18 protein-coding genes and 1 other RNA gene are annotated in these 22,730 nt (G+C 64.1%); 6 read left to right on the plus strand and 13 right to left on the minus strand.

From position 1 onward, the window contains the following. Positions 1–6: 6 nt before the first annotated feature. The 5 genes from ASD63_RS01060 to ASD63_RS01080 all read right to left on the minus strand — a co-directional run bounded on the left by ASD63_RS01060 (position 7) and on the right by ASD63_RS01080 (position 5,541). Positions 7–1,257 (minus strand): adenylate/guanylate cyclase domain-containing protein, encoded by a 1,251-nt coding sequence (locus tag ASD63_RS01060; protein WP_034792559.1) that lies wholly within the window; start codon positions 1,255–1,257, stop codon positions 7–9. 155 nt (positions 1,258–1,412) lie between these two features. Next, positions 1,413–3,878 carry a UvrD-helicase domain-containing protein gene (locus ASD63_RS01065; RefSeq protein ID WP_034792560.1) on the minus strand — a complete coding sequence of 822 codons (2,466 nt, stop codon included), beginning with the start codon at positions 3,876–3,878 and terminating at the stop codon, positions 1,413–1,415. A 133-nt stretch (positions 3,879–4,011) separates the two neighbouring features. Continuing rightward, on the minus strand, positions 4,012–4,419 hold the full coding sequence (locus tag ASD63_RS01070) for a carboxymuconolactone decarboxylase family protein (protein WP_060528758.1): 408 nt from the start codon (positions 4,417–4,419) through the stop codon (positions 4,012–4,014). A 124-nt stretch (positions 4,420–4,543) separates the two neighbouring features. After that, positions 4,544–5,188 (minus strand): hypothetical protein, encoded by a 645-nt coding sequence (locus tag ASD63_RS01075; protein WP_034792564.1) that lies wholly within the window; start codon positions 5,186–5,188, stop codon positions 4,544–4,546. Continuing rightward, positions 5,164–5,541 carry a hypothetical protein gene (locus ASD63_RS01080; RefSeq protein ID WP_156623605.1) on the minus strand — a complete coding sequence of 126 codons (378 nt, stop codon included), beginning with the start codon at positions 5,539–5,541 and terminating at the stop codon, positions 5,164–5,166. Before ASD63_RS01080 ends, ASD63_RS01075 begins: the two co-directional genes overlap by 25 nt. Here ASD63_RS01080 and ASD63_RS01085 point away from each other — a divergent pair. After that, positions 5,534–5,848, plus strand: coding sequence for an EthD family reductase (locus tag ASD63_RS01085; RefSeq protein WP_034792570.1), 315 nt, complete (start codon positions 5,534–5,536; stop codon positions 5,846–5,848). The two genes, ASD63_RS01080 and ASD63_RS01085, sit on opposite strands and share 8 nt — an antisense overlap. 198 nt (positions 5,849–6,046) lie before the next feature. On the opposite strand, the gene ASD63_RS01090 is transcribed toward ASD63_RS01085, so the two are convergent. Further along, the gene (locus ASD63_RS01090; protein WP_034792573.1) at positions 6,047–6,868 is read right to left on the minus strand and encodes a cyclase family protein; all 822 of its coding nucleotides are present in this window, start codon (positions 6,866–6,868) and stop codon (positions 6,047–6,049) included. A gap of 317 nt (positions 6,869–7,185) precedes the next feature. On the opposite strand from ASD63_RS01090, the gene ASD63_RS01095 reads away from it, so the two are divergent. After that, complete coding sequence (locus ASD63_RS01095; protein WP_034792575.1) at positions 7,186–8,367, plus strand: efflux RND transporter periplasmic adaptor subunit; 1,182 nt, start codon at positions 7,186–7,188, stop codon at positions 8,365–8,367. Positions 8,368–8,426: 59 nt separating this feature from the next. Next, positions 8,427–11,537 carry an efflux RND transporter permease subunit gene (locus ASD63_RS01100; RefSeq protein WP_034793607.1) on the plus strand — a complete coding sequence of 1,037 codons (3,111 nt, stop codon included), beginning with the start codon at positions 8,427–8,429 and terminating at the stop codon, positions 11,535–11,537. 27 nt (positions 11,538–11,564) lie between these two features. On the opposite strand, the gene ASD63_RS01105 is transcribed toward ASD63_RS01100, so the two are convergent. Further along, entirely contained in the window at positions 11,565–11,996 is a 432-nt protein-coding gene (locus ASD63_RS01105) for a DUF1772 domain-containing protein (protein ID WP_034792578.1), read from the minus strand. 186 nt (positions 11,997–12,182) lie between these two features. Continuing rightward, positions 12,183–12,443 carry a hypothetical protein gene (locus tag ASD63_RS34775; RefSeq protein ID WP_060515956.1) on the minus strand — a complete coding sequence of 87 codons (261 nt, stop codon included), beginning with the start codon at positions 12,441–12,443 and terminating at the stop codon, positions 12,183–12,185. Between the two features lie 315 nt (positions 12,444–12,758). On the opposite strand from ASD63_RS34775, the gene ASD63_RS01110 reads away from it, so the two are divergent. The 3 genes from ASD63_RS01110 to ASD63_RS01120 all read left to right on the plus strand — a co-directional run bounded on the left by ASD63_RS01110 (position 12,759) and on the right by ASD63_RS01120 (position 19,931). Further along, positions 12,759–14,165 (plus strand): FAD-linked oxidase C-terminal domain-containing protein, encoded by a 1,407-nt coding sequence (locus ASD63_RS01110; protein ID WP_034792584.1) that lies wholly within the window; start codon positions 12,759–12,761, stop codon positions 14,163–14,165. Between the two features lie 220 nt (positions 14,166–14,385). After that, complete coding sequence (locus ASD63_RS01115; protein WP_034792588.1) at positions 14,386–18,129, plus strand: AsmA-like C-terminal region-containing protein; 3,744 nt, start codon at positions 14,386–14,388, stop codon at positions 18,127–18,129. 467 nt (positions 18,130–18,596) lie between these two features. Beyond that, positions 18,597–19,931, plus strand: coding sequence for a TadE/TadG family type IV pilus assembly protein (locus ASD63_RS01120; protein WP_034792590.1), 1,335 nt, complete (start codon positions 18,597–18,599; stop codon positions 19,929–19,931). A 73-nt stretch (positions 19,932–20,004) separates the two neighbouring features. Here ASD63_RS01120 and ASD63_RS01125 read toward each other — a convergent pair whose 3' ends face one another. The 5 genes from ASD63_RS01125 to ssrA all read right to left on the minus strand — a co-directional run bounded on the left by ASD63_RS01125 (position 20,005) and on the right by ssrA (position 22,728). Beyond that, positions 20,005–20,793 (minus strand): hypothetical protein, encoded by a 789-nt coding sequence (locus ASD63_RS01125; protein ID WP_034792592.1) that lies wholly within the window; start codon positions 20,791–20,793, stop codon positions 20,005–20,007. A gap of 375 nt (positions 20,794–21,168) precedes the next feature. Next, entirely contained in the window at positions 21,169–21,405 is a 237-nt protein-coding gene (locus tag ASD63_RS01130; RefSeq protein ID WP_034792594.1) for a ribbon-helix-helix domain-containing protein, read from the minus strand. Positions 21,406–21,493: 88 nt separating this feature from the next. Further along, on the minus strand, positions 21,494–21,700 hold the full coding sequence (locus ASD63_RS01135) for a DUF4169 family protein (protein ID WP_034792596.1): 207 nt from the start codon (positions 21,698–21,700) through the stop codon (positions 21,494–21,496). 18 nt (positions 21,701–21,718) lie between these two features. After that, entirely contained in the window at positions 21,719–22,231 is a 513-nt protein-coding gene (locus tag ASD63_RS01140; RefSeq protein ID WP_034792598.1) for an SspB family protein, read from the minus strand. Between the two features lie 138 nt (positions 22,232–22,369). Further along, positions 22,370–22,728, minus strand: a transfer-messenger RNA (tmRNA) gene (ssrA, locus tag ASD63_RS01145). Positions 22,729–22,730: the final 2 nt, after the last annotated feature.

Raw genomic sequence — 22,730 nt, forward strand, 5'->3', positions numbered from 1 at the left:
GGCTGCTCACTTCGCCGTGTGTGCGCGGATGCCAGGGGCACATGCATCGGGATCCAGCATCCGCGAGGTCCAGATCTCAGTCGGGCCGAAGCCCTTGATGTCCTCGCGGCCGGAGCAAATGAACAGGAAAGACTCGCCTAGTCGCTGCCTGATTTCTGCGGTGGTGGTGATGCAGCCGTGCTTGCCGATCGCTTCCAGGCGCGCGGCAAGGTTCACGGGTGCACCCCAGATATCATAGGCGTATTTCGCTCGCCCAAGCACGCCAGCCGTTACCGATCCCGAGGCCATGCCAGCGCGCAGCTTGAGGACGACGCCATGGCGTTCGCCGATCTCGCGGGCCGCGGCGATGGCGCCGAAGCCGAACACTGCCGCCGCCTTCTCGGGCGTGGGGTGCCGGGCGGGCACGCCCGCCACCGCAAGATAGGCATCGCCGATGGTCTTGATCTTTTCGACACCGGTTGCTGCGGCCAGGCGATCGAACTCGCTGAAGAGCTCGTTGAGCAGGTTGACCGTCCGTTCCGGCCCCAGGCTGTTTGACAGGGCCACGAACTGGACGATGTCGATCAGGACAACAGTCGCATGCTCGAATTCGTCGATGATCGTTTCACGCTCGTTCCTCAGCAGGCGCGCCACGATCTCGTCCGGCATGATCGACGTCATCAGGCGGGCGAGCCGCCCCTGCGCCTCTCTCGCCAGGTGGAAGGCATAGTAGATCGTTGCGAAGCACATGAGCGTGAGCGTGATGATCGACGACGAATGGAGGAGTTGCAGGAAACGGGTGTCGTCATAGACACCCGACCGCGCCTGAGGAAACGCGATGGATGCGGCGATGACCGTGATCGCAGCCATGGCGCTGAGGACCGTGACCAGCGCCATGTTTTGAAACCCGAGGATCGCGAAGGCGACCGGCGTCACGCCGAGCAGCGTCAGCAGGACGCCGGAGTCCCGACCGACATAGGAGGCGATCCAGACGAGGACCACCACGCAGATACCGAATTCCCAAAGCCCTGACGCGACGCGGCCGAAGCGATGAAAAAGCGGCGTCATGGCGGCCGCGACGGCTAGGGCGAGATTGGCATAGACGAGGGGAATGAGGCTCGGCTCGCCATAGAGTGCGTAGATGAGGGCAAAGCTCGTGGTGGTGACGACGATCACACAGGCCGCGACATTCGCGACGAGGATGCCTTCACGGTCACCCTCCGCAACATTTGCGGCGCCCAGCTCCAGCAGGCTGCGAACAGCGCTCGTCCAGGACATGTCTCCACCCACTTTGCGTCGAGGGAGATCGGTACATGGTTTCGTTCAAACGCGAGAATTGTGCCCGCAATATTATTGCACTTCGCCGGTTGGCGCCATGAGATCGATGGTTGTGCAGTCCATAGGGAGTGCACGTGAGGAGGGCTTCGACCTCCTCACGCCTTCTCCACAAATCCATCCAGCACCCGCTTCTGGCCGGCGCGGTCGAAGTCGATGGTGAGCTTGTTGCCTTCGATGGCGGCGATGTTGCCGTTGCCGAACTTCATGTGGAAGACGCGGTCGCCGACCGAGAAACGCGAGGGTTCGGTGGCCGTCGATTTCGCCACCAGCTCGCCGTCGATCGTGCGGCCGCGCGGGCCGCTTTCGCCGTAGCCGATGCGCTCGACCGCGTGGCCGGAGCGGGTGCCCCAGTTGTCGCGGGTGGCGTCGGAGCGGTGCTGCTGGGCGCGCTTCCAGCCGGGCGTGGAGTAGTTGTTCTGGAAGGGATCAGCCTTGTCGAAGCGCGACTGGCCGTAGCCGCCGCGACCATAGCCGCCATAGGATTGTTCATTCTCGGCCACGTCCACATGGGCGAGCGGCAGCTCCTCGAGGAAGCGTGACGGCATGGTCGACTGCCAGAGGCCGTGGATGCGGCGGTTGGAGACGAACCAGATGTGGCAGCGATGCTTGGCGCGGGTGATGCCGACATAGGCGAGGCGCCGTTCTTCCTCAAGGCCGGAGCGGCCGCCCTCATCAAGCGCGCGCTGGTGCGGGAACAGGCCTTCCTCCCAGCCGGGCAGGAAGACGGTATCGAACTCCAGGCCCTTGGCCGAGTGCAGCGTCATGATCGAGACGGCATCGAGGTTCTCGTTCTGCTCGGCATCCATGACCAGAGCGACGTGTTCGAGGAAGCCGCGCAGGCTCTCGAAGGCTTCCATCGAGCGGATGAGTTCCTTCAGGTTTTCCAGCCGTCCGGGGGCTTCCGCCGTCTTGTCGTTCTGCCACATGGCCGTATAGCCGCTCTCGTCGAGGATCTGCTCGGCAAGCTCGGTGTGCACGGTCGTTTCCAGCAGGCTCTGCCAGCGGCGGAAATCGGTGACGACGTCGAACAGCGCCTTGCGCGCCTTCGGCTTCAGCTCGTCGGTCTCGATGATCTCGGAGGCCGCCGCCAGCATCGGGATGTCGCGGGCGCGGGCATAGTCGTGCAGCGTGCGCACGGTGGTGTCGCCAAGACCGCGCTTCGGCGTGTTGACGATGCGCTCGAAGGCGAGATCGTCGGCCGGCTGGCAGACGAGGCGGAAATAGGCCATGGCATCGCGGATTTCGAGGCGCTCGTAGAAGCGCGGGCCGCCGATGACGCGGTAGTTGAGGCCGAGCGTGACGAAGCGGTCTTCGAATTCGCGCATCTGGAACGAGGCGCGCACAAGGATCGCCATGTCGTTGAGCTTGTGGCTCTTGCGCTGCAACTGCTCGATCTCTTCGCCGACGGCGCGGGCTTCCTCTTCGGAATCCCAGGCGGCGTGCACCTGCACCTTCTCATCATCCGGATCGGTGCGGTCGGTAAAGAGCGTCTTGCCGAGGCGGCCCTCGTTGTGGGCGATCAGGTGACCGGCAGCGCCCAGAATGTGCTCGGTCGAGCGGTAGTTGCGCTCAAGCTTGATCACCTTGGCGCCCGGGAAATCCTTTTCGAAGCGCAGGATATTGTCCACTTCCGCGCCGCGCCAGCCATAGATCGACTGGTCGTCGTCGCCCACGCAGCAGACGTTCTGCGGTACGCCCTTGGGGCGCTGGGCAAGCAGCCGCAGCCACATGTACTGCGCCGTGTTGGTGTCCTGGTACTCGTCGACGAGAATGTAGCGGAACTTGTCGTGATAGTCCTTCAGCACATCCGCATGCATGCGGAAGATGCGGATCGGGTGCAAAAGAAGATCGCCGAAGTCGCAGGCGTTCAGCGTCAAGAGCCGGTTCTGGTAGGCAGCATAGAGTTCGCGGCCCTTGCCGTTGGCAAAGGCGCGGGCGTCTCCCTCGGGGATCTGGGCGGGATCGAGGCCCTTGTTCTTCCAGCCGTCGATCATGCCGGCAAACTGCTTGGCCGGCCAGCGCTTGTCGTCGATGCCTTCCGCCTGGATGAGCTGCTTGATCAGCCGCACTACGTCATCGGTGTCGAGAATGGTGAAATCGGAACGCAGGCCGACGAGCTCGGCGTGACGACGCAGCAGCTTGACGCCGATCGAGTGGAAGGTGCCGAGCCAGGGCATGCCTTCGACCGCATGGCCGACGAGCACGCCGATGCGCTCCTTCATCTCGCGCGCCGCCTTGTTGGTGAAGGTCACCGCCAGGATCTGCGAGGGAAAGGCGCGGTTGGTCGAAAGGATATGGGCGATGCGGGTCGTCAGCACCCGGGTCTTGCCGGTGCCGGCGCCGGCAAGCACGAGCACGGGGCCATCGAGCGTCTCGACCGCTTCGGACTGTTCCGGGTTGAGGCCGGAGAGATAGTCCGGGCGCGGCTGGGCGCGATCGCGCGCCGCCATGGCGCGCGCGGCGATGCCGCCCGTTGCCGGAATACCTGCGGGGGCGGGCTGCTGCTTGCGCGGCGCCGGCTCCTCGTCGAAGAAGGGAATATCGTCGAAACCACTCATCATGCGGCTCAATGTAGTGATTCGGTGGGGAAAGGCCAGAAAGGATGTTCTTCTTTTATTCCGTTTTCTGCGCCAGCCGCACCAAGCCTGTGGAAAGACAGGCGATTTCGAGACCGCTTATTCTTGGTCGCGCGGTCTATTCTTTTGTCTTGTCGAAGGCGGTATCCACAGGCACCTGCAGCGCCGTCGCCAACTGGTTGGTGCGGGCGGCAAGCGAGATCATCCTGAGCAGGTCCGCATGCTCGGCGTCGGTCATGCCTTTCGCCCTTGCCGCCGCCGTATGGGAATGGGCGCAGTAGCCGCAGCCATTGGTGACGGAGACGGCGATATAGAGCATCTCCTTGACCAGCGGATCGAGCGCCGAGGGCGTTGCCATCACGGCCTTCACGTCGCGCCAGGTCTGTTCCAGGAGCTCCGGATCGAAGGCGAGCCACAGCCACATATTGTTGATGAAGTCGGATTTGCGGGTGGTGCGAATGTCGTCGAACACGGCTTTGACACGCGGATCGGCTTCCGGGTTCTGAGGCGGGGATACGGTGCTCATGGGGCTCCTTCGCTGTTGTTCTCGGCGGTTGTGTGCGGGCCGGCCTGTCGCCTGAAGCGGTGACGATAGCCGACGTCGCGGCGATTGCCAGCGCTGCGTTTTGGGGAAGCCGTCGCCGATGCGTTCAGTTGGGGATTTCGTTGCACGGCTGATTGTTCGAGCCGAATGGTCCGGTCGTAAACAGCACGCCCTTGCTCGAACCCTGATAGGCGTTGCCGTTCTGCGTGACGATGAAGACCCTGCGGCCGCAGAAGCCCGTCGGCTGCGCGGCAACCACGCGCGTCTGGCCACTGGCGTCAGTGACGGTCTTGGGGTTGCAGGCGCCATAGGGTGTGTCGGCCATGCGAACGGTTGCCGTCGAGCTGCGGCTGAGCGGCGCGGAACTGCCGGGTGGGTACGTCCCCGAAGCCGTGCCTGCAGCGGCCACGGTCGATTGCGTGATCTGAAAATCCGCCGTGCTGTCGTCGTAGCGGCACCGCTTGATGGCCCAGATCCAGACGGCAATGTCGCGCACACCGCTCTCGGGATCCTCGGCCGAAGCCGCAATGGTGAGCGGGGCCAGATCGGGGACGCTTCGGCGGCGGTTACAGCAGCCGCTGTCGTTGAAGACCGGGTCGGGATTGCCATGGTCATCCAGGATGCCGGTGATTTCGAGTTTCGTGGTCGGGCCGGTCTTGTCGTCCGCCTGGACAGTCACGGTCTGACACCCCGCAAGAAGCAGGCCCATGGAGACGAGCGCGAATGTCAGGCAAAATGCATGCGGCCCCATGACGACCCCCGCCATTGTCCGTACCGCTGCCCAAGATACTCCCGAAGACTTTTGCCCGCAAACAAGCGCCTTCCTTTGCCGCGCTCGATCAACCCCGCGGCATCGTTGCCGTCCACAAACGATGCGCGTCCTTCAGCACCTTCCTCTGTCGCTATCGCAACCTCGTCGAACGCTTCGTCAGCACTCAGGAACTTCCGTGCCGTCGTCACCGGCTTCGACAAGCACAGCGAAAACGACCTTGCTCTCGTCAAACTCGCTTCAGCCAAAACCTGGTTGTGCTCTACAGGTCGGTGACCTAGAAGAAGCTTCGAACGCTCGGAGCGGCGTTCAGGCAGGAGCCCGACCATGATCAAGATGAGCGTCTACTATCCGGCCGATGGCGGCTCGAAGTTCGATCACGACTACTACCGCACCCGCCACATGCCACTGATCCAGGAACGGCTCGGCGATGCCTGCCTGCGCTACGAGATCGATAAGGGCCTTGCGGGTCGCGAGCCTGGAAGCGCGCCGGGGTTCGTCGCGGCGTGCCACGTCTACTCGCCGAGCCTCGAGACATTCCAGGAGGCGTTAGGTCCCCACCGCGCCGAGATTGCCGCGGACGTCGCCAACTATACGGACATCGCGCCCATCGTGCAGATCAGCGAAGTCGTTGGAGGGTAGGGGGCTTTGGCGCGTCAGGCGTAGCCGTTGACCTTTCCGCAATCGGCGTAGCGTTGGCGCACCATGATCCATGGTGACGCAGCCAGTGCGGAACCGGTTGACGATCGGGAACATGTGGTTGCCGTCGAAGCGTAAACGACCTTGCTCTCGTCAGGCTCGCTTCAGCCAAAACCTGGCTGTGCTCAATAGGCCGGGGGCCTAGGCCAGCGCGAAGACGCGGGCCGGGCCGCCGGTGCCGCCGCGGTGCTTCGGTGCGCCGAGGATGAGGGTTGCGCCCTTGACCGGCAGCTTGTCGAGATTGGCTGCTGCCTCCAGCCCCCAGCGACCCTCCGGCAGCCAGGCATAATGCGTGGCGAAATCGGGCGAGGGGCCATGGTCGAGCGACAGCGTATCGACGGCGATACCAGCCGCCTTGCTTTCCTCGATCAGATATTTGGCCGCCTCGACGTGGAAGCCGGGGAAATGCAGCTTGCCGCCGCCATCGGCATTGCGGAACTTGTCCGTGCCCAGATGCGCGCCCCAGCCCGACAGCATGGCGACGCAGGCGTTTTCCGGGATCTCGCCATTGGCGGCGACCCAGGCCTTGAGGTCGTCGGGCGTCACCTGCGCATCGGCATCGGCCTCAGCCTTCTTTCTGATATCGACAATCACCAGCGGCACCACCAGCTTGTCGACGGGCAGTTCGGCGACCGAGAGGCCATCGGCGGAGAAGTGCAGGGGCGCGTCGACATGGGTGCCGGTGTGTTCGTTCACCCGGAGCTCGAACATGTTGAACTTGTCTTTGGCGTAGTTGAACTTCTCCTCGCGGAAGAACTGCTGCTGGCCGAAGAAGGTCGGGAAATCTTCGTGCAACTCGTGGGTCAGGTCGGTGACGCTTGAATGCCCCTGCGCCAGCGCCGGCGGGGCCGCGCCCACGCTTGCGGCGGCAAGACCCGCGGTTCCGACCGCGGCGGCTTTGAAGAAGCTGCGGCGCGAGAGCATGCGCTCTTTCACCGTTTCCATGACACAGGCATCGCACATCGACTTCTCTCCCCCAAGAGGCCTGAAGACAGGCGCAAAGCCGGCCGAAACACGCTGCCGGCGGTTGCAGGATAGCGCAGTGTCGGCGGCTGTAAACGGTAATTCTCTAGTGAATTTCTGGACAAAGCTGCGAGGCGTCGAGCGAAGCCCCCGTGCGTCATCATCCCGCCAACAAATTCGCTTTTATTACAATTGCGTAATGATGGTATTCTGTCGTTGCCCCGACACGCGCGAACAGGGATACTCCGCGCACAATCGGAACGAACCGCCGGCCGCGCCGCGCTGGGGCGTGTTTTATGTTTAATTCGGAGACTTGAATGCGGGTTTGGAAACAGCTTGCGGTGAGCGCCGCTGTGCTTCTCGTGGGCGCAGCCGTCTGGGTGCGTTTTGTGCCTGGTGCTGGTGAAACGCTGGCGGCGATTGGTGTTTCGCATCCGCTGATTGATGCCTTGTCCAAGCCCGGCGCCGGTGGCGGCGAGGGCGGCGAACGCGGCAATGGCCGCGGGCAGGGCGGCAACAACGCCATTCTCGTCATGGTCCGGCCTTCGGGCACGTCTGTTGTCAACGACCGGCTGAACGCGATCGGCAACGGCGAGGCGATCCATTCCGTCACCGTGACGCCGACGGCAACCGGCAACCTCACCGAAATCCTCGTGCGCTCCGGCGAAAAGGTGTCGCAGGGTCAGGTCATTGCCAAGCTCGACAGCGACGACCAGAAGATTGCTGCCGACCAGGCGAGGCTGACACGTGACAGCGCACGCGAAAAGGTCGAGCGCTACCGCAACCTGAGCACTGCCCGCGCGGTAACAGCCGTGGACGTGCGCGACGCCGAAATCGCCATGCAGACCGCCGAACTGGCGCTGAAGACCGCAGAGCTCGACCTCAAGCGCCGCGACATCGTGGCGCCGTCGAAGGGCGTCGTCGGCATCATCACCGTCAATGTCGGCGACTACGTCACGACCACGACGCCGATTGCCGTCGTCGACGACCGCTCGGAAATCCTCGTCGATTTCTGGGTGCCCGAGCGCTTCGCCAACAAGATCTTCGTCGGCCAGCCGGTCACCGCCTTCGCCATCGCCCAGCCGGGCAACCAGCTCGACGGTGCGATCCACGCGATCGACAACCGCCTCGATCAGGCGAGCCGGACGCTGCGCGTGCGCGCACGGCTTGAAAACCCCGATGACAAGCTGAGGGCGGGCATGTCCTTCTCGGTCACCGTGGCCTTTGACGGCGACACTTATCCGACGGTCGATCCGCTGGCGATCCAGTGGAGTTCGGAAGGCTCCTATATCTGGCGCGTCTCCAGCGACAAGAGCGAGAAGGTGCCGGTGAAGATCATTCAGCGCAACCCGGACAAGGTGCTGGTGGACGCCGCACTGTCGCAAGGCGACGAGATCGTCACCGAAGGCGTGCAGCGCCTGCGCGACGGCGGCGCCGTGCGCATCGCCGGCCGTGAGAACAAGCAGGAACCGCAGAAGGTTGCGGAGGAAACCAAGTGAGCGGCGGCGACAGTCAGGCAAGCGGCCATGGTGCCGGCCAAGGCAGCGCCGGCGGCCAGATGTCGGCTCGCGAACGCAGCAAGACCGGCTTTACCGCACTCTTCATCCGCCGGCCGATCTTCGCGCTGGTGGTCAATACGCTGATCGTCGTTGCCGGCCTTGCGGCCTGGAACGGCATCGAGATCCGCGAGCTGCCGCAGGTCGACCAGCCGGTCATCTCGGTGACGACAACGCTCGATGGCGCCGCACCCGAGACCATGGACCGCGAGGTGACCTCGGTGGTCGAAGGGGCCGTGTCGCGCGTGCAGGGCATCCGCGACATTTCCTCGACCTCGTCCTTCGGCCGCAGCCGCGTGACGCTGCAGTTCTCCGACACGACCGATATCGGCCAGGCTTCCAACGACATTCGCGATGCGCTCGGCCGGGTGCGCAACCAGCTTCCCGACAATGTCGACGAGCCGAGCATCGTGAAAGCCGATGCCGACAGCCAGCCGATCATGCGGCTGGCGCTGACCTCCGATACGATGTCGATGGAAGACATGACGCTGCTCGTCGAAAACGAGATCAGCGACCGGCTCGCCGCCGTTGAAGGCGTGGCCGACGTTGCCGTCTATGGCGACCAGGAGAAGATCTTCCGCATCGACCTCGACCAGGCGAAGCTCGCCGGGCGCGGGGTAACGGTCGCCAACCTCAGGACCGCGCTTGCCAACGCCTCCTACGACGTGCCGGCCGGCAAGCTGACGAGCGCCAGCCAGGACATTTCGGTGCGCGCCACGGCCGACCTGCAGACGCCGGAGCAGTTCGAAAACCTGATCCTCGTCAACAATGTGCGCCTGCGCGACGTGGCGACCGTCACGCTCGGTCCCGACACCGGCACGACGGCGCTGCGCTCCAACGGCCGCCAGGGCATCGGCCTTGGCATCGTGCGCCAGGCGCAGTCCAACACCGTCGATATCTCCGAGGGCGTGCGCAAGGTCGTCGAGACGATCCAGACGCAGATCCTGCCCGAGGGCACGCAGCTCCGCATTACCAGCGATGACGCCGTCTTCATCAACGGCGCTATCCACGAGGTGGAAATCGCGCTGATCGTTGCGGTCTTCATTGTGACGCTGGTCATCTACATGTTCCTGCTCGACTGGCGGGCGACGCTGATCCCGACGATCTCGATGCCGATCGCGCTGATCGGCACGGTGGCGGCGATCTATCTCGCGGGCTTCTCGATCAACATCCTGACGCTGCTCGCGATCGTGCTTGCGACCGGGCTTGTCGTCGACGACGCCATCGTGGTGCTCGAAAACATCGTGCGAAGGCGCGCCGAGGGGCTTGGACCACGCGCGGCGGCCGTTCACGGCACGCTCGAAGTGTTCTTCGCGGTGCTGGCGACGACCGCGACGCTTGCCGCCGTCTTCGTGCCGCTCTCGTTCCTTCCGGGCCAGACCGGCGGTCTCTTCCGCGAGTTCGGCTTCGTGCTTGCCTTCGCGATCCTCCTGTCCTCCTTCGTGTCGCTGACGCTTTGCCCGATGCTCGCCTCGCGCATGCTGACGAAGGATACGCATACGGTGCCGGGGCCGATGGCGCGGTTCGGTGCGCGGGCGGCCGGGTTCTACCGGGTGACGCTGCGCGCCTGCCTCAACTCGCCGCTGATCGTCTTCGTCGTCGCGGGCTTCTTCACCGCCATGGGGGCTGCCGGCTTCCTGACGCTGAAATCGGAGCTGACGCCGACGGAAGACCGCTCGCAGATCATGATGCGCATCAACGCGCCGCAGGGCGTTTCGCTCGAATACGCCCAGGCCCAGATGCGCCGCATCGAGGACGGCTTGCAGCCGTTGGTGAAATCCGGCGAGATCGACAACATCTTCTCGATCTCCGGGCAGGGCGGTTCGGTCAACAGCGGCTTCATGGTGCTGACGCTCGCTCCCTGGGACAAGCGTGACCGCACCCAGCAGGAGATCGTCACCGACATCAACAAGGTGACCGGGCGCATCCCCTCGGTTCGCGTCTTTGCGATGCAACCGAACAGTCTCGGCATTCGCGGCGCCGGCAGCGGCCTGCAGGTGGCGCTCGTCGGCAACGACTACAACAAGCTCGGTGATGCGGCGGCAAAGCTGGTGCGCCAGATGGAAGACACCGGCCGCTTCGAAAACGTCCGCCTCAACTACGAGGCCAACCAGGCGCAGCTTTCGATCACCATCGACCGCGAGCGCGCCTCCGACATGGGTGTCGATATCGGCGGCCTTGCCTGGGCGCTGCAGGCCATGCTCGACGGCAACAGCGTCGTCGACGTCTATGTCGACGGCGAATCCTATCCGGTGAAGCTTCTGTCCTCGACCAACCCGGTCAACGACCCGACCGATCTGCAGAACATTTTCCTCAAGGCCGGTGACGGCAAGATCGTGCCGATGTCGACGATCGCCAGCGTCGAGGAGATGGCGGTGGCGCCGCAGCTGTCGCGGGAATCGCAGCTTCGCGCCGTTTCGCTTTCGGCCGGCCTCAAGTCCGATCTGGCGCTCGGCGAGGCACTGACCATGGTCGAGCAGATGGCAGAGCCGCTTCTGCCGCCGGGCTCACGGATCATGCCGCTTGCCGAAGCCGCAACGCTCAACGAAAACGCCAACGGCCTCTTCGTCACCTTCGGCTTCGCGCTCGTCATCATCTTCCTGGTGCTGGCGGCCCAGTTCGAAAGCTTCGTCAGCGGCCTGATCATCATGTCGACGGTGCCGCTGGGGCTTGCCTGCGCGGTCTTTGCGATGATCATGACCGGCAACACGCTGAACATCTACAGCCAGATCGGCCTCGTGATGCTTGTCGGCATCATGGCGAAGAACGGCATCCTGATCGTCGAATTCGCCAACCAGCTGCGCGACCGCGGCCAAGACGTGCGCTCGGCGATCGAGAATGCCGCCAACATCCGCCTGCGCCCTGTCATGATGACGATGATCGCCACCATCGTCGGCGCGGTGCCGCTGGTGCTTGCCAGCGGCGCGGGCGCCGAGGCGCGCATCGCGCTGGGCTGGGTGCTCGTCGGCGGTCTCGGTCTTGCGGTGATCGTCACCCTCTACCTGACGCCGGTCGCCTATCTGGTGATCGCGCGCTTCACCAAGCCGCATGCGGACGAGGAGCGCAAGCTGCACGAGGAAATGGACGCGGCGGCAGCGCTGGAGGTGCGCTAGCCGGAACGGCCGTCGCGCGACGGCTTATTATTCTAGCCCGGCGGCAACGAGAAAGATCGCTGCCGCCAGCCCGCCGAGCGCGCTGCGCCCGGCGTGAAGCCTGCCCCAGAGACCGAGGAGATCTCGGCTTTCCGGGCCGGCGTCGTCCGGCCGGACTGCCTCCAGCTGGCGGTTGACCGGCATCACGAAGAGCAGCGTATAGGGCCAGTTCAGGATGATGATCGCGGCCCCCAGCCCCCACAGCACATGGCCGGTCTGTCCCCAGGCACCGGCGCCGAAGAGGCCCGAGACGAGCGCGAGCGTCGCCTGCATCTCGAAGCCGCGCCGATAGGACGGCACCCACTGCACGAGTGCGGCGCGATCGTCGAGATGCAGCCGTGCGGGCTGTTCTGCCCAGGTGATGTAGATGGCGGCGCCGAAGAAAACCGACGCGGTGAGCAAAGCGGTTAGACCCAGCATTTGCCTCTCCTTCCTTCACGCCTCCATCATAATCCAAGGCTCACGAAACGGCAGGTGTTTTCTGCCGTTTCGCTCTCATACGTAGCAGTACCGGAGTTTGGTCGGTCTGAGGCGTGACTTTTGCCAGCAGCAAATGTGGTGCGACGCGGCTTGCCGTTTGCAAGGCCCTCTGTCTACCGGCCCGCCCTATGTGCCGTCACGCCGCACGGCCAGCGCCGTCGCGCAGAGCACGACCTCCACCTCTTCTTCGAGTTCGAGGCAGATCTGCCGGTACTCGTCAGCGAGATCCGGGCGGCCGCCGCCCAACACGAGTGCGTCCCGCATGTTGACCGCGAGTTCATAACTGCAGAACAGCTCAATCATGCAATCTGACGATGCCGACGCGATGCTGCCCCTCAAGTGCGGCAACCGCATCATCAGTCGCTTTCTGCCGATCTCTCCAAGCACGTCACACGTCCTTCCGCTCGGCATTTATACGCAAGGACTTCCCGAGCGGATCACCGCGCGGCGCGGTGTGGAGATGACATTTCGGCAAACGGGGACATATCGTGTCGGCTTTTCAGCGTTGGTGTTTTCCACGCTGTCATACAGTCTTGTGACACTCCGGTCTCACGTCAGGCGTTTTCCTGCGCTACTGTGACCGGGAAGTGCGCGAGCGTCTGGACAAAGTGATTCCGATTTGCACAGTAGCGCCTTGAAATGACTGCGCTTCCCGAACATCGAAAAGGCAGCGTGGCGAATGCAAGAGGAAGGGCGTTTTCCGTGGCATTGAAGGCGATCAGGGCTGGCGCGAGAAACGAGGCGGGGATTGCGGCGGCGAAGGCGGACCTTTCCGCCCGCTTCGGCGACCGGTTCCAGACGGGCGAGGCGATCCGCGCCCAGCATGCCCACACCACCACCTATATTCCGGCACAGCTTCCCGACGGCGTGCTATTTGCGGAAAGCGCCGGGGACGTGCGCGCGATCGTCCAGATCGCTGCGCGACACAAGGTGCCGCTGATCCCGTTCGGCACCGGCTCCTCGCTCGAAGGGCATATCAACGCCCCCCATGGCGGCATCTCGGTCGATCTCTCGCGTATGAACAAGGTGCTCGAGGTCAATGCCGAGGACCTCGACTGCCGCGTCGAGCCGGGCATCACCCGCGAGGAGCTCAACACCTACCTGCGCGACACCGGCCTGTTCTTCCCGATCGATCCCGGCGCCAACGCCTCGATCGGCGGCATGGCCTCGACGCGGGCGTCGGGCACCAATGCGGTGCGCTACGGCACGATGAAAGACAATGTGCTGGCGCTGACGGTGGTGACCGCTGACGGGCGCGAGATCCGCACGGCGCATCGGGCGCGCAAGTCCTCTGCCGGCTACGACCTGACGCGGCTTTTCGTCGGCGCCGAAGGCACGCTCGGCATCATCACCTCGATCACGCTCAGGCTGCAGGGTATTCCGGAGGTCATTTCCGGCGGCGTCTGCCCGTTCCCGACGATCGAGGACGCCTGCAACGCGGTGATCCTCACCATCCAGTCGGGCATTCCGGTCGCGCGCATCGAACTGCTCGATGCGCTGCAGATGAAGGCCTGCAACGGCTATTCCGGCCTTTCCTATCAGGAGACGCCGACGCTCTTCGTCGAATTCCACGGCAGCCCCGAGAGTGTCGAATTACAGGCGCGCCAGTTTGGCGAGATCGCTTCGGAGTTCGGCGCCAGCGACTTCCTCTGGACCACCAATCCGGAGGAGCGGGCGCGGCTCTGGAAGGCGCGGCACAACGCCTATTGGGCGCAAAAAAGCCTGATCCCGGGCGCGGCGATCCTGTCGACCGATGTCTGCGTCCCGATCTCGCGGCTGGCGGAATGCGTGGCGGCAACGCAGGAAGATAGCGCCGCCCACGGGCTGACGGCGCCGATCGTCGGCCATGCCGGCGACGGAAACTTCCATGTTGGCCTGCTGTTCGACGACAAGGATCCGGCTGACGTTGTGCGCGCCGAGGCCTTTGTCGAGCGGCTGAACGCGCGGGCGCTCGCCATGGACGGCACCTGCACCGGCGAGCACGGCATCGGCCAGGGCAAGATGCCGTTCCTTGAGGCCGAACTCGGCGACGCGCTCGATCTGATGCGCCAGATCAAGCACTCGCTTGATCCGGACAATATCTTCAACCCGGGCAAGATTTTCGCTTGAGGAGAGATACGCGCGGCGGGCCGTTTTTTGGGACAATGCGCCGGCGACAAAGTGTGATACTGCATAATTCTCAAAGTCGGAATCGACCCCTCGGGAATTATGCGGCAAATCAAAGATGCTACGGCGCCATCAACGGCGCTGCAGCCGGGCGCCGGTTTCTGGCGCTTAAATCGATTTGCGGCGCGGATGCGCCGATGAACGGAATGGGAATATAGGCACGGTGCTTTCGCGAATTCTTCTTGCCGTCGGTGGACTTGTGGTCGTTGCGCTCTTTGCGGCGCTGATCGCCCCGTGGTTCATCGACTGGACGGGTTTCCGCAAGGAGTTCGAGCGCGAGGCAAGCCGCATCATGGGCAAGCCCGTCGTCGTGCATGGCAGCGTCGATGCGCGGCTGATCCCATTCCCAACCGTGACGCTCAACGACGTGCGCGTCGGCGCCGCCGAGGACGGCGACCCGCTGATCCAGGTGGCGCAGTTCTCGATGAGCGCCGAGCTTGCGCCGTTCCTGAGCGGCGAGGCCTTGATCTTCGACATGAAGCTCGATCGTCCGCGGGCCAAGGTGCGCCTGTTGCCCGACGGTACGCTCGACTGGGCGAGGGGCCGCCGGGCCTCGATCCCGGCCAAGACCGTCGTGCTTGAAAACGTCGAGATCACCAATGGCCAGGTCGAATTCGTCGACGAGCAGACCGGCCGCACCCGCCGCGTGAGCGGACTTGCCGCAGACATTTCGGCCCGCACGCTCGCCGGGCCCTGGAAGGTTGAGGGGCGCGCCGCGCTCGATGGCGAAGCCGGCAGTTTCTCCTTTACCAGCAACGAGGTGGACGAGGCGGGTACGCTCAGCCTGAAGGCGCGGGTAACGCCCGACAAGCGTCCCTTCGGCGTCGAGACCGACGGTTCGCTGCGCATCGTCGATTTCAGGCCGGTCTATAGCGGCCGCTTCACGCTGACGGAGAACCGCCCGCAGGCCGAGACGAAGGATGCGGATGGGCGGGCGCCGCTGCGCATCAACGGCAACTTCCAGCTGACCAACGAGAGCATCCGCGTCCCGGAATATCGCTTCGAAATCGGCCCGTCGGATGATCCCTATGTGGTCACCGGCGAGGCAACGCTCGATACCGGCAAGGACCAGAAGTTCCTGCTGATCGCCGACGGCCAGCAGATCGACGTCAGCCGCATCGGCCCGAGCCGCAACAACAAGACCGGCCGCGATCCGGCGATCTCGATGCGCCAGCGGCTCGAAGCCATGCTGGCGATCGCCGCCGAAATTCCCATCCCGCAGGTGCCCGGCCGCGCCAGCCTGAAGCTGCCGGCGATCGTCGTCGGCGATACGACGGTCCGCGACGTGCGGATCGACGTACAGCCCGATGGCGCCGGCTGGGTGATCGACAATGTCGTGGCGCTGCTGCCGGGGCGCACGCAGCTCGAAGCCAAGGGGCGGCTGAACCTCAAGGGACAGCGCACCTTCCGCGGCGACCTTCTGCTGGCCTCCAACCAGCCTTCCGGCCTTGCCAACTGGCTGGCGGGCTCGGTCGATCCGGCGATCCGCAAGCTGAGGACCGCCGGCTTTTCCGCCAAGGTGAACCTCACCGATACATTGCAGCAGTTCGAGAACCTCGAAGTGGCGGCCGACGAGGCGAGCCTCAAGGGGCGGCTGGAGCGACAGTCCTTCGCCGACCAGCAACCGAACCTCTCGCTGCAGCTGAAGGGTAACCGCATCGACTTCGAAGCCTTGCAGGCGCTGACCGGGCTGGTGGCGGGCGACGCTTCCACCGATACCTTGCTGCAGCATGCGATTGCTGCCGATCTTTCGGCTGACGAGTTTTCCGCCTTCGGCGAGCAAGCGCAGGACGTGCAGGCGGTGCTGACGCTGAAGAACGGCCAGCTCCAGGCCGAACGCGTGGCGATCGGATCGCTCGCCGGCGCACAGCTCGCCTTTTCCGGCCGGGCCAGCGGCGACCTCGAAAAGCCCGTCGTCTCGGCCAAGATGAAGCTTGCCGCCAAGAACCTGACGCCGTTCCTGGAAATGATCGGCCGCCACGCGGTCAATCATCCAGCGCTCCGGCAGTTGATCAAGGCCGGTCCCTATTACAGCGACACGGCCTTCGACGTGACGCTGACGGCCGGCAACAAGGAAGGCAACGCGCCCGCGACCTTCGGCATCTTCGGGACCGCGAACGGTACCAAGATCGCCGCCAGCTACCAGGCGCCCGACATGGCGCAGGCGCTGACCGGCAAGGCCATGCTTTTGGAAGCGACGCTCGAAAATCCCGAGACGCGGCTCCTGCTCGGCCAAACGGGTTTCGATCCCTTGCCCTTCGATGCGGATGCCAACGGCATTCTCTCCGTCAAGCTGCAAAGCACCGACGGACCGACGGCGAACGGCACGGTGACCTTTACGACCGAGAAGACGTCGCTCGCCGCCAAGGGCAGCGTCGATCTTTCCCGCGATCATTTCCTCGAAGGTCAGGCGAAGGTGACGCTGCAGACCCAGGACCTGGAGCCCTATCTTCTGCTCCAGGGCGTGGCCTTGCCGCAGATGGGGAGCGGCCTGCCGCTGACCGTCTCTGCCGATATCGCGACGACGCCCGAAACAATTGCGCTGACCACTGTCGAGGGGAAGGCCGACCACAACGGCTTTACCGGCAATCTGACGATCGACCGCAAGACGCCGGGGGCGGCCAGCGGACAGCTGACGCTCGACACGCTCGATCTCGCCTGGCTCGGCGAGGGCGTCCTCGGACCGATCGAGGATACGAACGGGGCCTTCTCGAAGGGGGCTCTGGCGCAGCCTGCCTGGACCGGGCTCAACGTCGCACTGGACGTGCAGGCGCAGAAATTCTGGCCAGGCGTCTATGGCGCGGTCACGAGCTTTGCCGGCAAGATGGAATGGAAGGGCGACGAGGTCGCGCTGACCGATGCGGCCGGCGACTGGCTGGGCGGCAAGCTCGCCGGGCGGGTGCAGATCGGCAATGCCAACGGCTCGGGCTTCCTGCGCTCGCGCCTGGACGTCAAGGGCGGCGACCTTGCCCAGGCGGGCTGGGCCCATGCGGGAACGCCGGTCGCGACCGGGACTTTTGATCTTTCGGTAGCACTTGAGGCATCGGGTGCGACGCCCGAGGCGATGGCGCATTCGGCAAGCGGTTCGGGTACGACAACCTTCAACGGCATGACGCTCGCCGGCATCAACAGCGCAGCTCTGCCGCAGCTGATCGCGGCAGCCGATGCGCTGAAGACGCAGATCTCGGCGGACGCGATCAGAAGTGCGGCGGAGGCGACGATCTTCTCGGGTCAATCGCTGGTCGGCGTCGTCAAGGCACCCTTCAGCATCGCCGGCGGGGTGCTCCGGGCGCAGAACGTGACGGCTGGCGACGGCAATGCCGCGATGACCGGCGAGGCTTCGCTGGACCTTGCGGCGGGCCGGATCGACGCCGGCATCGATCTGACCTTCCGGCCGGGTGACGAGGCGCTTGCCGGTGCCGAGCCGCGTGTGCGCATCGGCTATGCCGGCCTGCTGGAAGCACCGGGCGTCGATCTCAACGTTGCCGATCTCGCGAACTTCCTGTCGCTTCGCGCCTTCGAGCGCGAGCGCCGGCGGGTCGAGATCCTGCAGGCGAACGTGCTGGAGAAGCAGCGTCTGCGCCGCGAACTTGCGCTTTACAAGGCGCGGGCGGAGGCAAGGGAACTGGAGCGCAAACGCGCCGTTGCCGAGGAACGCAGGCGCGCAGCCGGCGCTGCCCGCCTCAAGGCGGAAGCAGATGCGCGAGCAGAGGCCGAACGCAAGGCCGAAGCGGAGCGACAGGCGGAAGCCGCGCGTCGGGCGGCAGAGGCAGCGCGCAGCGCCGGACAGGGCCAGCCGATCCCGCAGACGGGACCGACCCCCCAGACCGTGCCGGACGGTGCCACCGGCACCCCTCCCGGACAGAGGCTCAACTTCGACGTCCTGCCCGACGTTACCGTACAGTAGCCGGCGACTATGCCGGAGCACGACGCACCCTGGCTTTCGGGGCCGGGGATGCGCTTCCAATTGCGGATCCGGCCATGATCCCATCCTTGGCTTGTGCCCCCTGAAGCGCATCGCGATCTTTCAGCATCGCTCTCTGCGCTTTTGATTTTTCGCATGTCGTTATCCCAAGACCGCTGCGCGCTTTTGCGCGACATGCTCTGGCTTCAGATTTTGAACATGCCTTTATCTGGCGGGCATTCTCTTGGTTTCCGGCGCATCGTGGCGCGCGAACGGGATCGGCAGAGTTTTAACGAATTCTGAAGCACATCCTCCACTATTGATCACTAAATTAGCAATTTGCGTTGGATGGGGCAGGGGGTGCGGCTTGCGGGCCGCGTCTTTAATCGGCGCATGGGAAGGACGACGTCGATCGCTCCGGATTGACCCGAGCGGCGCGTCGCCGTCTGCTGAGGGGGCAACGATCAGAGATGCGCTACAATTTGAGGAAGAGAGCCGCCCGTATCTTTGCGGACGAGCGCGGCAACTTTACCGTTCTGACCGCGCTGATAGCGGTGCCGTTGTTGAGTGCCGCGTCGATCGCCATCAACCTGGCGCGGATCAATCTCGAGGCCGCGAAGATGCAGACGGCGCTCGATGCCGCTGCCTTCTCGGCGGTCAAATCCTACGGCGAGGGCGAGACCGAGGCCAGTGCCAGGGATCTCGCCAACAACGTCTTCTTTGCGAATTTCGGCCAGCCGGAGATCGTCGATCAGCTCGGCCCGGAGAGCGGTGTGGCGGTGGCGGCCACGCCGGTGCAGATCGCCTTCGGCGCCGCCGGCGTCGAGACCACGGCGACCGCGGCCTACGCGTTGAAATACAATCCGCTCTTCTTCGGGCTGCAGCCCTATACGATCGACCGGGAAAGTGTTGCCGCGCGCATGCCCGGGAGAGAGGCCTGCATTCTGGCGCTGCACCCGACGGCGAGCCGGGCCTTCGAGGTCAGCGGCGGGGCGAGCGTCGACACATCCGGCTGTACGATCACGTCGAACTCGACCGACGCGCAGTCGATCTACCTCAGCGGCTCGGCCACGCTCAAGGCCGAGTGTCTCTACGCCGCCGGCAAGGTGTCCGCGACGCTCGCCAACCTGCAGCTTGCCTGCGGCAAGGCGGTAGAGGAGGTGACGCCAATTGCCGACCCCTTCCGGTCGAAGAAGATGCCGACCACGGCAGGCTGGGTGAGCCTTGCCGGCTGCGGGCAGAATTTCGTCGGCGGCGGTGGCGGCAACGGCGACTGCAACGGCACCGGCAAGACGCCGAACAACGCGCCCGACACCTACCGCGTCGAGCTGAAGCCTGGCACCTATGGCGATCTCGAAATCAAGGGCAAGGTTCTTCTGAGGCCCGGCAACTACATCATCGACGGCGGTAGCCTGAAGTTCACCAGCCAGTCGGTGGTGAGCGCCGAAGGGGTAACCTTCTTCCTCTTGAACGGCGCCCAGCTCGACATTCACGGCGGGGCGACCTTCCAGGTCAGCGCGCCGACGACCGGCGACTGGGCCGGCTTCTCGATCGTCGCCGGGCGCAACAACACGGCCAGCGCCACCATCAACGGCAACAGCGCCTCATCGCTCGCCGGCATCATCTACATGCCGGCGTCGCGCGAGATCCAGTATGCCGGCAACGGATCGACCGGCGGTGAATGCGTGCGCATCGTCGCCCAGGAAATCACCATGATCGGCAACAGCAGCTTCAAGCTGGATTGCAAGGCGGTGCTGGCCAACACCACGATCAACAACGCCGGCGCGATCCGGCTGGTGCGATAACGACGGACGCGTCTTGCCACCGGCCGTTGGGCCGGCGGCGGATCGCTTGCCGGTGTCCAGGCGCGCCTTGCCTTCAGAAGCGGATGGACAGTCCGAGGATTGGACCTTGCTGGACCACGTCGAAGATGAAGCCGTCATTGTCGTAGTTGACGCCCAGCGCACGATAACCTGCGATCGCCGAGATCGTGTCGTTGAAACGGTAGCCGAGGCCAAGGCCGACGTCCCAGTCGATGTCGGCGCCGCCGGCGCCGACCAGGCCCCAGCCGGTCAGGTAGATCTCCGGGGTGAAGAAGTAGTTGCCGCGCACGCCCACCATGCCGTCGACCCAAGTCTTGCGGTCATCGCGGCTGATACCGTCGAGCGGGCCGCCCTGAAAGGATATGGTGGTGTTGACCGACCAGATCCTGGCGCCGCCGACCACGTCGAGATGCGAGTTCTGATCCTCAAAGACGGTGTAACCGACGCCGATGAGGCCGGCGAAGGTCTCCGATTCCACATCGACCGTATCGGTGAAGACGCCGCGCGCTTTGCCGTCGCCGGAGAGCTTCGTATAGATCAAGTCACCAAAGACGCTGAAGCGGTCCTTGCGCGCTTCGACGGTGGCCATGGCGGCGAAGTCGAGATTGCTCCAGATGTCGCTGAAGCTGGAGTCGATGTGAACGGTCGGGAGCCCGAATTGCGCCGTGTCGCCCGAGAGGCCCGCCATCCAGAAATAGGGCGCGAAGGTGAATTGCCAGCCGCTCTCGGTTTCTTCCACGGGGGCCGCGGGCGCCATCAGCGGCGTGATGTCGGCCGCGTGGGTCGGCAGGGCGAACAACAGGCCAAGGCAGGCCGTTAGGCCCAGTCGTGTAGGGATACTCATGAAACGCCTCCCGCTTGAGACAATCCCTGAAACGAGAGACGGGCCCGTCTGGAATTGCGCACTACAGACTCTCGAACACAAGGGCAGCGGAAAGTCGCCGCCTCCCGATGTGGGTATTGTTATATAAGTTTATTCGAATACAACTGTTTTGGCCCGAAACGGCGAAGCGGGGCATGCCAAATGCCGCGCGCTGTTGCATCGGCCACACAGTTGCCTTGGATCCGCCAATGCCTGTCGCCCGACACTGTAGAGCGCTCGTGCGGCAACGGCGTGAGAACAAGGGCTCAAGGTCTCGCCACTAGCCCTTTGATGTGAAAGGCCTTGGGCGAGTTCTTGCCGCGAATTCTGGCCGTGCTGGCCATCGACGGCGGGAGCTCAGGTCTCGTCGGGCAAGAGCGTCGAGCGTTGCGATTTCAGCCATTCGAGCACATGGACGCGCAGTGCCGAGGAGAGGTTGCTGTCGGGCGTGCGCTGGTCGTCGATTTCGGCGATCAGCTGGGCAAGCGGCACCGCCCGCGTTTCGGCGATCGTCTTCAGCTCCTGCCAGAAGGCGTCTTCGAGCGAGAAGCTGGTGCGGTGGCCGTGGAGCGTTGCGGAATGCTTACGGATCATCGCCCGGCCTTAGAGACTGATTCAAGGAATTGGCATTTCGAGTCCGGAAGCTGCCGCAAGTCCTTGCTCCGGAATCGCTTTTGCGGGCTCAGTCCTTGTCGACGTCGCCTTCGGCAGGGCGCTCGATGCGGCCCTGGTCAAGGCGGGTCTCCGCCTTGTCGTTCAGCGCTTTCGTCAGGGATTTCTCGGCCTTGGTGCGGCCGAAGGAGATGCGGTTCTGCTCGGCCTGCTTGTCCTTTTCCGTGCGCTCGCGACGCTTGCGGAACTGGCGCAGATTGACGACGTCTCCGGTCATGAGCCGCGGCTCCTCGGATCAGTTCTTCTTGCGGAAGGAATCGAGCGAGACGACGGAGCCGCCGCCATTCTTCGGCTCGGTGGGCTTGTCGTCCTTGGCCGAGGTCTCGGCATTTTCTTCCGGAACGGGATAGGCGGTGATCTCCGCCGATTCCTGTTCTTCTTCCTCGCCGGCCGCCACGTCGAACTCCAGTTCGAAATTGACCGACGGGTCGTAGAAGCCACGGATGGCGTTGAACGGGATCACTAGCCGTTCGGGCGTGTCGGAGAAGGAGAGGCCGATTTCGAAGCCGATTTCGGTGACTTTCAGCTCCCAGAACTGGTGCTGGACCACGATGGTCATCTGTTCGGGATACTTGGCTTTCAGGTGCTGCGAGATGCGCACGCCCGGCGCGCCGGTCAGAAAGGTGATGAAGAAGTGGTGCTCTCCCGGCAAGTGACCGGTGGTGGCAACCTCCGTCAGGACCTTTCGGATGACGCTGCGCAGTGCGTCCTGTGCCAGAATGTCGTAGCGGATGTGGTCCTGGCCCATGAGCGTCCCGTCTTTCCTCGAACTCAATCTACTGTCTGCTGCCGGCTTGGAGGTCAAGCCGTCGGCTTTTCATTGCCCGTCTGAAGCAGACGAGTCAATTATTCAAGCATCTATAGACCATTTCGAAGCGGGGGAGAAGGTGAAGGCTTCTGTTGCCAGGTGCCTTCGGACCCCGCCTTACGGTGCTACCCGGAAGGACTTGATTTGAAGTGTCGCACCGCGATTAAGCAGCGAGACGTGCTTCAGCATAGTTGTCGTTTGCAACTATAAGTTTAGCCCGATAACGGTGGTACAATGCCGAGCAAAAAGTCGATCTTTACGCCCTTGTCGATCCTATTTCGCCCCCATCAAAAGCCGATCGATTCTGATCGGTTTTTGGTGGAGGCGCCGGGTACCGCCCCCGGGTCCAATGGGTTTATTTCATCGCCCGTTTATTGCCATAGCCGCCCGAAGACGGCAGAGTTCATATAGGTCTTTCCGGGCCCCAAGAAAAGGGGGA

Source organism: Ensifer sp. Root558 (assembly GCF_001427045.1).
GTDB classification, from domain to species: domain Bacteria; phylum Pseudomonadota; class Alphaproteobacteria; order Rhizobiales; family Rhizobiaceae; genus Ensifer; species Ensifer adhaerens.

Coding starts and splice junctions, on each gene's coding strand:
- ASD63_RS01130 (WP_034792594.1), bottom strand. CDS start 21,405: ATGATCCGTAAGCATTCCGCAACGCTCCACGGCCACCGCACCAGCTTC.
- ASD63_RS01085 (WP_034792570.1), top strand. CDS start 5,534: ATGATCAAGATGAGCGTCTACTATCCGGCCGATGGCGGCTCGAAGTTC.
- ASD63_RS01135 (WP_034792596.1), bottom strand. CDS start 21,700: ATGACCGGAGACGTCGTCAATCTGCGCCAGTTCCGCAAGCGTCGCGAG.
- ASD63_RS01125 (WP_034792592.1), bottom strand. CDS start 20,793: ATGAGTATCCCTACACGACTGGGCCTAACGGCCTGCCTTGGCCTGTTG.
- ASD63_RS01100 (WP_034793607.1), top strand. CDS start 8,427: ATGTCGGCTCGCGAACGCAGCAAGACCGGCTTTACCGCACTCTTCATC.
- ASD63_RS01075 (WP_034792564.1), bottom strand. CDS start 5,188: ATGGGGCCGCATGCATTTTGCCTGACATTCGCGCTCGTCTCCATGGGC.
- ASD63_RS01120 (WP_034792590.1), top strand. CDS start 18,597: ATGCGCTACAATTTGAGGAAGAGAGCCGCCCGTATCTTTGCGGACGAG.
- ASD63_RS01090 (WP_034792573.1), bottom strand. CDS start 6,868: ATGTGCGATGCCTGTGTCATGGAAACGGTGAAAGAGCGCATGCTCTCG.
- ASD63_RS01095 (WP_034792575.1), top strand. CDS start 7,186: ATGCGGGTTTGGAAACAGCTTGCGGTGAGCGCCGCTGTGCTTCTCGTG.
- ASD63_RS01105 (WP_034792578.1), bottom strand. CDS start 11,996: ATGCTGGGTCTAACCGCTTTGCTCACCGCGTCGGTTTTCTTCGGCGCC.
- ASD63_RS01140 (WP_034792598.1), bottom strand. CDS start 22,231: ATGGGCCAGGACCACATCCGCTACGACATTCTGGCACAGGACGCACTG.
- ASD63_RS01065 (WP_034792560.1), bottom strand. CDS start 3,878: ATGATGAGTGGTTTCGACGATATTCCCTTCTTCGACGAGGAGCCGGCG.
- ASD63_RS01060 (WP_034792559.1), bottom strand. CDS start 1,257: ATGTCCTGGACGAGCGCTGTTCGCAGCCTGCTGGAGCTGGGCGCCGCA.
- ASD63_RS01070 (WP_060528758.1), bottom strand. CDS start 4,419: ATGAGCACCGTATCCCCGCCTCAGAACCCGGAAGCCGATCCGCGTGTC.